The sequence below is a fragment of the Methanoregula sp. genome, assembly GCF_041645475.1.
Lineage (GTDB): Archaea > Halobacteriota > Methanomicrobia > Methanomicrobiales > Methanospirillaceae > Methanoregula.
Map to the genome: position 1 here is coordinate 84,874 of NZ_JBAZQA010000007.1, position 13,296 is coordinate 98,169.

The 13,296-nt window shown below is 53.2% G+C and carries 13 protein-coding genes; 1 reads left to right on the forward strand and 12 read right to left on the reverse strand.

Going from position 1 to position 13,296, the window contains the following annotated elements; genetic code table 11:
* Positions 1-2: 2 nt before the first annotated feature.
* The 11 genes from WC598_RS07690 to WC598_RS07740 all read right to left on the reverse strand — a co-directional run bounded on the left by WC598_RS07690 (position 3) and on the right by WC598_RS07740 (position 10,728).
* Positions 3-1,238 (reverse strand): COG1361 S-layer family protein, encoded by a 1,236-nt coding sequence (locus WC598_RS07690; protein WP_372960896.1) that lies wholly within the window; start codon positions 1,236-1,238, stop codon positions 3-5.
* A 40-nt stretch (positions 1,239-1,278) separates the two neighbouring features.
* Complete coding sequence (locus WC598_RS07695) at positions 1,279-2,010, reverse strand: isoprenylcysteine carboxylmethyltransferase family protein (protein ID WP_372960897.1); 732 nt, start codon at positions 2,008-2,010, stop codon at positions 1,279-1,281.
* The gene (locus WC598_RS07700; RefSeq protein ID WP_372960898.1) at positions 1,989-2,984 is read right to left on the reverse strand and encodes an SAM-dependent methyltransferase; all 996 of its coding nucleotides are present in this window, start codon (positions 2,982-2,984) and stop codon (positions 1,989-1,991) included. The genes WC598_RS07695 and WC598_RS07700 overlap by 22 nt, the downstream gene beginning before the upstream one ends.
* Positions 2,981-3,712, reverse strand: a complete 732-nt coding sequence (locus WC598_RS07705; protein WP_372960899.1) for a flavodoxin family protein — start codon at positions 3,710-3,712, stop codon at positions 2,981-2,983. Before WC598_RS07705 ends, WC598_RS07700 begins: the two co-directional genes overlap by 4 nt.
* Positions 3,709-4,656, reverse strand: a complete 948-nt coding sequence (locus WC598_RS07710; protein WP_372960900.1) for an SAM-dependent methyltransferase — start codon at positions 4,654-4,656, stop codon at positions 3,709-3,711. Before WC598_RS07710 ends, WC598_RS07705 begins: the two co-directional genes overlap by 4 nt.
* A 224-nt stretch (positions 4,657-4,880) precedes the next feature.
* On the reverse strand, positions 4,881-5,135 hold the full coding sequence (locus WC598_RS07715; RefSeq protein WP_372960901.1) for an ATPase: 255 nt from the start codon (positions 5,133-5,135) through the stop codon (positions 4,881-4,883).
* Between the two features lie 185 nt (positions 5,136-5,320).
* Positions 5,321-5,578 carry a hypothetical protein gene (locus WC598_RS07720; RefSeq protein WP_372960902.1) on the reverse strand — a complete coding sequence of 86 codons (258 nt, stop codon included), beginning with the start codon at positions 5,576-5,578 and terminating at the stop codon, positions 5,321-5,323.
* Between the two features lie 190 nt (positions 5,579-5,768).
* Positions 5,769-6,452: a TetR/AcrR family transcriptional regulator gene (locus WC598_RS07725; protein WP_372960903.1), complete on the reverse strand. Its 684-nt coding sequence runs from the start codon at positions 6,450-6,452 to the stop codon at positions 5,769-5,771.
* Positions 6,453-7,156: 704 nt separating this feature from the next.
* The gene (locus WC598_RS07730; protein ID WP_372960904.1) at positions 7,157-7,732 is read right to left on the reverse strand and encodes an isoprenylcysteine carboxylmethyltransferase family protein; all 576 of its coding nucleotides are present in this window, start codon (positions 7,730-7,732) and stop codon (positions 7,157-7,159) included.
* Between the two features lie 532 nt (positions 7,733-8,264).
* Positions 8,265-9,416, reverse strand: a complete 1,152-nt coding sequence (locus tag WC598_RS07735; protein WP_372960905.1) for an epoxide hydrolase family protein — start codon at positions 9,414-9,416, stop codon at positions 8,265-8,267.
* 397 nt (positions 9,417-9,813) lie between these two features.
* The gene (locus WC598_RS07740; RefSeq protein WP_372960906.1) at positions 9,814-10,728 is read right to left on the reverse strand and encodes an SAM-dependent methyltransferase; all 915 of its coding nucleotides are present in this window, start codon (positions 10,726-10,728) and stop codon (positions 9,814-9,816) included.
* Between the two features lie 565 nt (positions 10,729-11,293).
* Between WC598_RS07740 and WC598_RS07745 the strand changes: the two genes are divergently transcribed.
* Positions 11,294-11,884 (forward strand): TetR/AcrR family transcriptional regulator, encoded by a 591-nt coding sequence (locus WC598_RS07745; RefSeq protein WP_372960907.1) that lies wholly within the window; start codon positions 11,294-11,296, stop codon positions 11,882-11,884.
* A gap of 641 nt (positions 11,885-12,525) precedes the next feature.
* On the opposite strand, the gene WC598_RS07750 is transcribed toward WC598_RS07745, so the two are convergent.
* On the reverse strand, positions 12,526-13,281 hold the full coding sequence (locus tag WC598_RS07750) for an alpha/beta fold hydrolase (protein ID WP_372960908.1): 756 nt from the start codon (positions 13,279-13,281) through the stop codon (positions 12,526-12,528).
* Positions 13,282-13,296: the final 15 nt, after the last annotated feature.

The following is a 13,296-nucleotide window of genomic DNA, read 5'->3' on the forward strand; positions in this document are numbered from 1 at the left end:
ATCTAGTTCCTCTTGGTTCTCCAGTACCAGTACGCTCCGCACGCAAGACAGAGGAGAATAACCAGGGTGAGGATCGAACCGGTATAATTGGGCGGGGCCACGCTGAGCATGAGAGGTTTTTCTGCCGTGTGGTTGCCGTAGTCATCGGCATACTGGACTTTGAGGGTATAATGGATCTCGCCGCTCCCCCGGTCCTGGAGGTAAAAGACAGCCGGGGCATCGTTGTCAGGTTCGATCCTGCCGATGAAAGCATCGCGGTTCCCGGAAGCCGGCAGATCAATCGATGCCTGGACGGACCTGGCGTCAGCGGTCCCGGTATTCTCGATCCGGACGGTCATGGTGAATTTGTCGCCATCGCCAATCCGGACCGGATCGGTTGTGATCGCGGCGATGGCAATCTCTGCTTTTCCCTTGATCGGAATTCCGATGTGTTCTGTCTGGCGGGACCGGGTCCCGTCCGGGTTCCGGAATTCGATACTCACCGGGATATCCCGTATGCCAACCGCAATTTTCCGGTCGGTTGAGAACAGGAGGACGAGTTGTTGTTTTTCACCGGATTCAAGGTGGGAGATATAATAATTGGCAGGGCTTTTGAGCGAGAGGGCAGTTGAAGTGGCGTTGATCACAACGGATATGTCATCGGCACGACCTGCCCCACGGTTCACGAGCGTGAGGAGGGTTGGAAAGTCTTCCCCGGGGATCACATGTTCAGGGGGTATCTTCTCAAGCGAGAGATCCGGCTTCTTGGCAACGGCGATATGAGTGTTCACGTTCACAGGGATGGGATAGCGGGTGCTTGTTCCGCCCTTGATGTCCACCCAGACTTCAGGGAAGTAGATGCCATCCCTGGAGGGAGCTTCGATGAGGAAGGTCACGGGCATGGACTGGCCGGGACCAAGCTCGCCGAGCCGGTCGAAATCAGCAGAGGTTACCGTGATACCGTTTCCTTCGAGATGGACATTTTCAATGAAGATGTTGATATCGGTACTACGGGTTGTGGAGAAGGCCCCACTCTGGGTTATACCGGTATTTTCTTTTACAGATGCAGCCTGAGCAGTGTTGCTGAGGGTGATGGCAAGGGTGCCGGTATCTCCCGGCATGAGCATAGAGGGCGTTACGGTATAGTCCGAGATGATGACGGTCGGCGCAGTAGATTCTGCAAGCACGGGGACGGTCATCACGAGCACAAGGACCAGTGCGACAAGGATCGCGGTCATTTTTCCGGTGGGATTGTTCATGATTATAACCAGGTGTGTTTTGTTATTCAGAGGCGGGCGGTCACCAGATCCCGGGGATAAGCCGGTAGGGAATCTGTTCTGTGTATTCCCGGTAGCCGGGAAGTTCTTTCTGAAGAGTCCGGTCCTCAAGAGCGGTCCGCCAGACTATCAGCCCGGCGGTGACAACCGCTGGGATAACTGCCCAGACCGAGCCGAGTAGTACCGGTTGGGCAAGCACAATGATGATAAACCCAAGGTAACCGGGATGCCGGACGAAGCGGTAGGGGCCGGTGGTGACCGGATGATGCCCCTTTTCACTCTGGACCCGGACGATGAGAGAGAAGAAGCGGTTCGAGAGCAGGGCCCATGAGAATATAAAGTAGCCAAGCAGGAACAGGACCATGGAGATGGCCTGAACAGGGAATGCCATCTGGCCGGTCCAGCCAAACCGTAAGTCCAGGCCGGCAACAAGGAGCGGCAGGAGACCGATAAGATTCAGCAGCCGGACCAGTTTCTGGTCGTACTCTTTTGCACCGGCCTGCTTCTGCATGCGCTCGGTTATAAGTTCCGCGTGGCAGGTGGCGGTGACAATGGTCGTGGCACTGAACATGACAAGCAGGATCAGCCATGCTGCCGGCCAGAAGAGCGTTCCCGCAGAGATGAAGAGAATTACACCCATGAGGACGACCGGGACGAGGCCGAAGAGGATCCCACGGATCCGGATCTGCCGTTCATCGGTCATATCCGGATTGCCGGATATATCCGGGGGGATCACAGCAATCCCTTCCGACATACAGGTAATTCCCCGCCATATTTGCAGTTTTTTCCTTTCATGGGTATGTCCGCGTGGACAAATGAGAAGAGGCTGCACATCGGCCTGTCCGCATTCTTCCCGTGGAAATACCGAGCATTCCCCTCCGGGGGGGTCAGGTTCCGTACCCGGCTAAACCCTCTCCGGTGAAGAAAGGCGACAACACTCCCGTCGGGAATGCCGAAGCGGAGCGGTTCGCCCAGCCCGTTAACCCGTTGCCGGAAGTTCTTTGCTATCAGGCTGTCATCGGAGCCATCGATCAGCGACATCGCGGGATAATCGAAGAGAACGCTGCTGCCCGGCCCGGCCCTGCTTACTACGAAGCCGAGTATTGTATCAACAGTCTCAGGGGAGAGATACATGCAGAGCCCTTCCAGGACAAAGAGGGACTTTTTTCCCGGGTCGTAACCATGATCTATGAGGGTTTCCTGCCAGACGGCGGTCTTGAGATCGGCCGGGACATACGAGACATGCGAAGGCAGGTGCCCGAAGATCTCCCGAACCCGTAATTGTTTGACGGCCTGGGTATCCGGCTGGTCCAGCTCGAAAACCCGAACTCCAGAGGAGAGGCCGGAGATCCGGTGGGCCCGGGCATCGAATCCTGCACCCATAATAACGAGTTGTTCCACGCCGGTCTCCAGGGATTCTGAGATGATATCATCAAAGTAACGGGTCCGGGCCACGATAGCGCTGTTCATCCCGGGGAACCGGCGCTCCTCATATTCGACAATCTCCCGGGTTTCGTCCGGATGGGCGTTAAACCATGCAAGGAGGGCCGGTTTGATAAACCGGATCGCGTAGGGGTCGAAGAAGAGCCGGATATCTGCAGGTTTCATGCTCTCTCCTGATCTGACGAGGGTCGTGGTCTCGGCAGTCTTGCTGGGACCGGCCCCTATGGAAGGAACGGCTTCCGGGTTTTCCCGTGAAATTCCTATAAAACCGAGGTCACCGTTCATGACCGGTCCTCCCGTCCGAGCCGTTCCACGAGTTTCCCGATCATGGGATTACAGACCTGCATGAATTTTTCATGCGAGAGCATATCCCGGCTGACAACAGCCTGAGACTTTTCTGAAAGTACCCCGTCCCGCACCAGTTCCCTGCCCGCGCTCTTTGCGGCATCCAGGATATCCTCATAGGGAAGCCCTGACTGAGGTGCACTGCGCAGAAACGGGCCATGGGGCCGGACAAGCGCCCCGGCAAATTCCGCGTTTAAGTTCTTTGCAAGGGCACGCATGTGCAGGATGAGCGGATCGAAGTTGTCCCGCTCCCAGAAGCCGCAGTTGGAGACAAGAACGATTTTCCGGATTTTGGTGTCCTTTGGCAGATGCCGGCAGTGTCCGTCCCGTGTCTCGATGTACATCTGGAGGAGCGGAACGAGCCGGTCGATGAAGGTCTTCATCGGTCCCGTTACCCCGTCAACATAGAGCGGCGAGGCAAAGACGAGGATGTCTGCCTCCCGGACCTTCGGCATCAGCCAGTCCATATCATCGGACATGATGCACCTCCCGGAGGGGCGGCAGAAACAGGCAAAGTCTCCCCGGCACGGGCGAATCGTGAGGTCTTCGGTATAAAAGAGTTCAACCGCCGCGCCGGCCTCCTTCATACCATCAAGGAACGGGGTAAGGATCAGGGCGGTGTTGCCCGTATCCTTATGCGGGCTTGCACTGATGGCGAGGACTTTCATGGCTCTTCCCCCACGGTGCAGGTCTGCGTGCCAACCGAAGCAGACGCAATCGAATAGAGCTCGCTAATCGTCCTGCCGCGGTTCTTGCCCGTGAAATAAGCCTGGCGCAGGTCAGCGCCGGTCATATTCCGGATTCCTGCGAACCCCCGCGTTGTCAGGAAGTCCCGTATCGATCCCGGCACGCAGGACCGGAGCGGTTCTCCCTGCCGACTTACAAACGCCGTGGCGCTCCTTACCGAGGCCCAGCCGGCGCCGGATCCTGTCCCGTCATCTTCGGGACAGTAATCGAAGAGGACGCTGCTTCCCTTCGGGGAATTTTTTACGGTGAAGGAGAATATCCGGTCAACGGCCGCAGGAGAGAGGTACATGACCAGTCCCTCCATTAAGAAGAGCGTCCTGCAGGTGGGATCATAGCCACGGTCGGCCAGTTTCAATTCAAGGCCGTCTTCTTCGAGATCGGCGGGAACATAGGTCACCTGATTGGGAAGGGTTCCAAAGATCTTCCGGATCTTCTCCACCTTTACGCGGATAGTATCGGGATGATCCACTTCGAATACCCGTATGGTCTTCAGGTCATCCATACGGTATGCCCGGGTATCATACCCGGCGCCGAGGATTATGATCTGACCATAGCCGGTGTTTGTGGATTGCTGTACGAATTCATCGAAACAACGGACGCGTGCAACAAGGGCGCCGCTGATGCCGGGTAACTGGTTCTCGATCTGTGCCAGGATGTACCGGAATGCACCGGAGTTCCGGAGCAAAGCCTGTCGTGTCCCCGGATCAAGAAAGTGGAGAGCGTACGGATCAAAACAGATCCGTTCGTCCTCCGGCTTCATTGATTCGCAAGCACGGATCACGGCTATTTTTTCAGCCATGGTACTTGGGCCGTTACAATTTGTGTTGGGTTCTGCGGGATCCCCGCGTGTCTGCTGAGTGTCCATGTGATACAGTCCTCTCCCATAGGGAGCCGGCAATCGTCTGGATGCTGCCCGGGGGCAGTCTCTTGTACTGTACTAACTTTGGGTTAAATTATAACTATCGGTTATTTTGTAACTAAACGTTGAGAGCGGGGAGATAATCACGCAACCGCCTTTCCGTTTGCCCCATCCCCGGGTAATCGCCAGCGTGGAGACGGGCCAAGCCTCGGGCAGTAATCGGGTCCTGCCTACAGGAACAGGATAAGGAGGCCGACAACAAACCCGAAAATGACGATCGTTTCCGGGAGCAGAGTGAGGATGATGCCGGTTCCGAAGAAATTTTTATCTTCCGCGATAGCCCCGACGGATGCTGCACCTATGCCCATCTCTGCATTTCCCGCACCGATACCGGTAAGTCCGATTGCAATACCTGCTCCAATCGCCTTGAGACCGAGATTGATGGTCGTTTCGTTTACGATTGTTGATCCGATTTCTGTAACCATTTTTTCCTCCGACCTTTTTTCATGAAATCATTTCCGGCGATCCGACTGCCGATGACGAATACGTGGACCGCCAAGGCTTACCAAATACCTTTTTCCTGAAAGGATCTGGCCGGTTTGCCGGCCAATTAATTGTAAGAGATCAGGTCCGGGGCACGGGTATTCCCGTCACCCACATAATTTCCGGTTCAGGACCCGGAGGGGGATCGCCCGTTCTCCCCGCAGGCTTCCGGGGTTGTGACCATGACCGTCAAGAGTTGTCGCACGTCATGGGAGAACCGGTCTTTGTCAATTCCCCGGCTTTCCAGGATCATCACAAGATCGGGCCGCATTGGCGACATCCCGTCAAAGATCAGGGACAGCAGTACGGCAACTTCAACGGGTTCAATACATGGCGGGACGGTTTTACCGGAATCGCCTTTGTCAGATTCATTCTTCGTTATCATCAGCACATCTCCAGGGTGTTTGTTTTAATTCATCTTGCATACGCACGGCTATCTCATACGGTTCTGTTAGGAAGCCGGGCCGCGGGCGGACGTGGCATCGTTTCACTTACCGGCTCAGGCCGGTCTGGTGAAGAAAAACAGCGCCCAGTAACTCAGCCGATACCTGTTGGCGGCAAGCTCCTCAAGGCGATCAGTCTCCCCGGTGGGATCCCTCAGGACCCCCGTTTTTTCCGGTATTGGTGATCATGGCCGCAATGAGGCGCTTGACGTCCCGGGAAAATTTTTCCTTGTCGATTCCCCTGCTTGCCAGGATCATCAGCAGATCGGATCTCATGTTATTGATGCCATCAGAGATCATCGTAAGCAGGACAGCGATCTCCTCCGGTTCAACATCCGACCGGATGGAGCCATCCTCGATTCCTGCCTGTATCGCGTTGCGGAAGCGGGTATACATCTCGCCCAGCATCAGCCCCATCTCCTGGATATCCTTGTTCGCCATGATGGAGGCCGGGTCGAACCTTCCTGACATCAGGAAGTAGCAACACTTCTGGTAATCGGCATAGTCCTTTGCAAACTGGTCACCAACATCCCGGTATGCGGTAACTTTTTCAATATTGGTCGGGGCATTGTCCATGCCTTCTCTGAGCATGGCAGCAAGGATGCGGGTACCCCGCAAGACGATTGCAAAATACAATGCTTCCTTGGTTTCGAAGTACCGGTACAATGCTGCTTTGGAGAGACCGACCTCTGCTGCGATGTCATCCATCGATACCGTGTCATATCCCTTGGCAAAGAATTGCTTCTCCGCAGCATCGATGATGAAATTGGAGCGCCTCTCCTTCTCTTTCTCCTTCAGTTCCTTGATATCAACCATAATTCCAGGCAATGTAACTAACGTTTACGTAAGTTACTGCAAGTCACCACAGTAACTTGTAGTAACTTTAATCATATAAAGGTTGAGGTTTTCAACCGGTCTACGTCATGCAGGAACGTTAGTACCGGACGGGTAACCCGTTCCGGTTCTTTGAGAATGAACAGGTTGTCACAGTCGAGCAGTTCCAGCCGGGAGCCGGGACTCGATGTCCCCGGGTCATATCGTAACCGTAAATCTCCCTACAAAACTCCAATTATAACGCTCCGTTTGCCAATCAGAGCCCGATTTGAAAACCCGGTTTTTTGAGGGTCGCGTTTTTTAGCGAATTATACAACACGTTTTTTAAGATATGCCCGTATGGTCCCCCGTTTGCTCATATGAGGGGCATTTTGAGATTTAAAAACGGTCAATACAGTCCCTTTTGGTTGCTCACGGAGGTGTTTTTCCGGACGGGAGATTGGCCGGAGAACCGGCGGAGGGTCGGATCCGGGGTTTCCCCCAGATATCCCTTCCCGATCGCACCAGTGTCCAGACACATGGGGGGATGATCCGGCGAACCCGGGTCGGTTTAGTACCGGACCCGTTGTCAATTTTCAAGGGCACGGATCAATTGCTGGTACTGATGGATCGGGTGCGAACACCCGTTCATGTGCATTTCTACAGAAGCAGTTTTTTAAATCCGTGATCGACTTCTGCTAGCCCGCTCACAGCACGAAGGGTACGATCGCTTTCACATTCCCCCGATACCGCTCGTAATCCTCCCCGAACTCTTCCACCAAGAACTGCTCCTCCATCCGGATCTTAAGTAGGAACAGAACAAGGAACACAAGGAGACAGATAAATGCGAGAGTCGCACCAGTTGCAATCGCAGTGCCAAGGATTCCAGTGAGAATACCGGTATATATCGGGTGCCGTACAATCGAGTAAGGCCCGGTGCGAGTAATCGTATGATTATTGTGGATGGCGGGACGGCTGCTCCAGTTATGACCGAGGTGCACTCTTGCCCAGATCGCAAAGCAGATGCCGAAGATAACAAGGAGCAGGCCAAAGATGTCAACTGGAAAAAGGTCGGGGAGCAGGCGTGATTCGTAGAACCACGGAGCGACTAGGACGACAGCAAGTAGCACAACACCGGCTGGGAAGCCCATGCTGGTGAGGAAACCGAAACGGGAAGGCACACGCTTCAGGGGCGTCCGGTTCCGCAGTGAGGTGGTCCACCAGTAGGCAACAAAACCACCCCAGAGGAGAATTAGGATAATTTCTACGGGGTGAAGCAACATATAATATCGCATAAATATTTTGGAGGGGCATGTTTAAAAATCAATGGGGATGGCAATTGTTAGGGAAACGTGAGGCGTACACCCGTCTCCTTCAAGGAGACCCTGATGAGGGACGGTTTACTGTGCCTGCAACCGAATGGGGGAACTTCGGTTCACTGTCGCTGACACTATAAACGTTTGTAAAAATAATGTAAACATTAACTTTCTTTTGCTCTGTAGAAAACCATTCTCCAAACAAATTGTATGAACCTGTCAAGGTTGGCTAGAATGATCTTACATGAGATTTCCGTCTTCTGGCTCTGAAATCTTCGGGATTTCAGGTCCGCCCCGAACCTACGTTTGAGGACAGAGAACTTGGTTTCAACCAGGAACCGTTTTCGATAGCGAATTGAATCAAAGTTCTCGGTCATCTCCTTTCGATATTTCCCCCAGACCGTCGTGGAGAATTGATGAGATCGAGCTGGAATGATCGACTCCGCGTGAAGAGTTTCACGGATATATCGGTGCATTTTTACTAAAAAAATGACGGTAATCAGTCCATCAGCTCCCGGGGCGGCCGGAAAAACTCTCGGATATCTTCTGCAAGCAGATCCGGCTCTTCCATCTCTGCGAAATGACCCCCACGGGGCATCTCCATCCAGTGCCGCAGGTTGTAGAACCGCACTTCCCATGCCCGGACCGCAGGGACGAGATCTTTTGGGAACTGTGCCATTCCGGTCGGGACATCGATACGCCGGCCTGCGGACGGCGACATGTTGCGCATGGTCTCACAGTAGACCCGGCATGAAGAGTTGATCGTTCCCGTGGCCCAGTAGATCGTCAGGTTGGTGAGCAGCTCGTCTTTAGTGAACCGGGTCTCCACGTTGCCGGAACAATCGCTCCATGCCCGGAACTTTTCCACGATCCAGGCCGCGAGACCCGCCGGCGAATCGTTGAGGCCGTACGCAAGGGTCTGCGGTTTGGTTGAATTGACCATGCAATAAGCTCCTTCGGTCATCATCCACATCTGGCCGGCCCCAAGATACTGCTGCTCCGCGGGTGACAGGTCAGCCGGGGGCGGGCCCATAAGGGGTGTTGCTCCGCTTAAGTGAATGCCGATTATGGATTCCGGATGTGCATGGGCAAGGTGCCGGGCTATCTCGGCGCCAATGTCGCTGCCCCGGACGGCATACTGGCTGTAGCCGAGTTCCTTTGTCATCAGCGTATGGATCATCTCCCCCATGCAGGCGCAGCTCATCCCCGGGCCGGTAGGCCGGTCCGAGAACCCGAAGCCCGGCAGTGACGGGACAACCACATCAAAAGAATCCGTAAAATCTCCTCCGTGGTCTTTCGGATCAGAAAGGAGCGGGATTACCTTCAGCATCTGGGTAAATGTTGCGGGCCAGCCATGAAGGAGGACAAGCGGAATCGGGTTCTTTCCCTTGCCGCGTTCGTGAATGAAATGGATGCCGGATCCGTCAACTTCTGCCCGGAAATGGGCGAAGCGGTTGATGGCGGTTTCCTGCACCTGCCAGTCAAACCCGTCCTGCCAGTATGCGATCAGCTCTTTCAGGTAGGCAAGATTTGTTCCGTACTCCCACCCGGAGCCGGAGATCTCGTCCGGCCAGCGGGTCGTGGCAAGGCGTTCATACATATCGGCAAGCGTTTCTTTGGTTATCGTTACCGTGAATGGTTCAGGACTCATGGAGATACCTCCGCAGAATAATCATTGGTCGTCATTGTTTCCTCTCTCCGGAAACAGGTTCCGGTTCCTGGTGCAGCTGCAGGAATGCAGCTGGGTGCATTGAATGGAATTTTTCATCACCCTGGTATTCGCTTTTTTTTCGACAGCATACGCTCTTTCATGCGGGATCGTTCACCCGGTTTTTCTGTGCGTGCAGGGCCGGCAGAGTCAGTTGTTCTTTTTATGCCGGGGATTGTTTATGAGGTGGGGTTTTACCGTTGGTCGAAGGATGGATTGATGAACCTGAGGAAATTATCAACGATATCATCGTGGCTGGCTCCCGCGAGTTCAAACCCCTTTTTCCATCATATCGTGATCTGTCAGTCCATCACGCCTCCTCACATATTCAAAGGTGATCTTACTCAACAACAGCATAAGCGAACGATAACAGGCTGTTCATTACCCTGCCCTCGTTTTTTCCAAAGAAATATGCCGTCTTGTAGTCTTTGCTGGTAACATTCTGAACGTTCGAGAATCCCCTTTGTGTGAGGAAGGTTTCGATCTCCCCTTCTTTTATTCCAAACAGGAATGGTTCTCCCACGTCCATCAACCCCTTTCGCCAGTTCTTACCGGCTTCAAGCTCGCATGTGCCATCAACTACGGACTCGGGAATATAATCGAAAACGATAGCACTGTTCCTGCCCGAATTATGCGTTATGAAGGACAGCGTCTCGTCCACTATCCCTGCCGGGAGGTACATAAAAAGCCCCTCCATGATAAAGAGGGTTTTTAAAGACCGGTCATAGCCGTTTTCCAGGAGCCGCTGATCGAGCTTATCGATGCCAATATCGACAGAAACATACGTGACATGGCTGGGGAGCGATTTAAAAATCTCCTTAATCTTCTCCACTTTTATTTTTTGTGTTGCCGGTTGGTCAACCTCGAATATTTTGATATTTTTCAGCCCTTCGATTCGGTAGGCCCGGGTATCGTACCCGGCTCCAAGTATGACGAGCTGCTCCAGACCATCGCTCAATGAAGAATTCACAAGATCGTCAATATATCTGACCCGGGCTATGATCGAGTTGCTTACCCCGGGTACCAGACGCTCGCTCTGCGCTAAAAATGCCCTGTACTTCTCCGGGTTACAGGTCGCAAATTCCAGCACGTTCTGACTGATAAAGCGGATGGCATACGGGTCATAACAGATGCGCTCGTCCTCCGGTCTTCTCGACTCACCTACCCTCACCATGGCTATTGTCTCGGCCGTCTTACTTGGGCCTTTACTCGGGTTACTCATCTCGATTGCCTTAGCATTGTTTGATTCTTGCATTTCCTATCCTCCTTTTAGAAATTAAATTTCTGGATCCGGTTGTTGCCCGCATCCACAGTTTGATTCTTGCATTTCCTATCCTCCTTTTAGAAATCTCAAAACCCAGTCCCCGGATCATCAATTCGTTGCTCTTTTATGAGTTCCTCTCGCATCTGGCTGACGGCCAGGGATGCCGGTACTGCCTTTTGATTGCAATAACGTTCATTTCCGGGAGGCTACACGAGTGATCCTGGTGTCCATCACGCCACCTCGCATCCTCGGTCTTTGTCGAGGGTAAAGAAGATGCAGCCCCGTTCTCTCCACCACGTACACTCGGCGCAGGTAGTGTGGTCGCGCATGCATCTCCGGCCAACGGCTTCCTTGGGACAGCCGTCACGTTTGGCACCGTCCCGGCAGCAGGGATTCTGCGGCTTTTCCCGGTCCGTGTGACTGCGTTACGTTGTCCAAGAGTTATCACCATTCGATGCGATAATTAACATACCCATGGAATGTATAAATACTAATCGAATGGGGTTTAAAATACCTATGATTATACGGATGGAAAAAAAAGATAAATCAGGATATTATGCCAAAAGTTGTTCCCCAGTACACGGATGATGCGAAACGGAGGATCGTCCTGTCTGCAATGGAGGCGATGGCAGAAAGCGGGTATGAGAACGTAACGGTCGATAACGTTGCCCGGAAGATCGGCGTCACAAAAGGGGCGGTATACTGGTATTTCCGGAGCAAGAATGCATTGCTCCAGGAAGTTCTTGTAACCATAGAAAAAGAACTCTATCAGATTGGTTCCGATCCCTACTTCAACCGGCCCGAAACCCGGCAGGGGCCCCCGGATTCCGACCGGCTCTGTTTCAATGAAGGAACCCGGAGAGATCTCTTATCGGAAATCGGTCTGCATAAGAATCATGGGGACAGTATTCCGGAAGTGACACCAAAATATATTCATGACCTGGAATCCACGCTGGAAAAGGGAATTGATCGGGAACAAAAAAGCGGGACCATATGTTCACCGGCTGATCCAAAGACCCTGGCTCTCGTACTTGCCGTCCTGTGTTCCGGATTACAGACAGGTGAGATATATGCAATCCTTTTTCTTGCGAGATCAGATTCGCGGCGTATCTGGTTTCATGCCGTGAAATTGTTCCTGAAACCGTGAAGAGATCAAAAAAAGGTAAAAAGATCTGTTCGTTGCGATGGCCGGTCTCATATTGATCATCGGGCGGTCCTTGTGACGATCCGGAGATTGTTGGGGGATTACAGGATTAGAAGCAAAAACACTCTTCCTGGTTTTATCCATGTCATGGTATGTTCCTGCGAAGACCGTGTTACCCCTGTCCCGGGTTATATCGTACCGTAAATCTCCCCGGAAATAAACTCCCTTTAAAACGCCCCGTTTGCCAATCGGAGCCCGATTTGAAAATCCGCTTTTTTGAAGGTCGCGTTTTTTAGCGAATTATACAGCACGATTTTTAAGATATGCCTGCATTGCCCCCCGTTTGCTTATCTGATGGGCATTTTGAACTTTAAAAACGGTCAATACAGACCCTTTTGGTTGCTCACGGAGGTGTTTTTCCGGACGGGAGATTGGCCGGAGAACCGGCGGGGGGTCGGATCCGGGGTCCCCCCAAGTATCCCTTCCCGATCGCACCGGTGTCCGGACCCCGGGGGGATGATCCGGCGGACCCCGGGTCGCGTTTACCGGAACAATCGCAAAGATCTGCAAGTCCCTGTACCTGAAAGACAAGGGGGAGCCCGCAGGAAAAACAATGTCGGGGTGTTTTTTGGATATCCCGGGGATCATTTAATTCGGCATGCGGAATCCCCGGCATCCACCTTGTCGAGGAATTCCAGCACCGGTATCTGCAGCAGTTCCGGCTTTGTCCGTGAGAATATATGGTCACCGTCAACAAGAACCAGTTTCGCCCCGGTGATTCCCGCAACAAGTTCCCGGGTGATCTTCAATGGTACGAACAGGTCCTTCGACCCGTTGACGATCAGGGTCGGGACCCTGATCCGGCCAAGATATTTCCTTCCATCGAACCTCGCAACGGCTTCACCCTGCCTGCGGAATGATGCCGGTGTCGGGGGATAGTTCTGGCCAAAAATAAGAGCCATTCCTTCTTCCATTTTATTCTTTGAACCGGGCAGGTACTGCATCAGGTTCATCATCGTTTTTACCATAAATGGGATCCGGGTGAAGCCCACATGGAGCACAAGACCGTTCACCCGGCCCGGGTATTTTGCTGCAATCATCTGGGCGATCATCGAGCCCATAGAGAGGCCGAGGATATGAGCACGTTGGATCCCGAGTGCGTCCAGAATACCAACCGTATCATCGGCCATGTCTTCAATCGACCAGGTAGTATCCGGTTTCGAAGAACGGCCGGTGCCCCGGTTATCTACAGCAATGACCTGGTATTTCTGTGCAAAATCTGCAATCCGTGCAGAGACTGAAGTGATCTCCATACCCCAGCCGGGGATAAGGACCAGCGACTCTCCTTCGCCGTGGATCTCGTAGTACATATCGATATTATTTACATGAACGACTGGCATTTCTCAAAGACACCG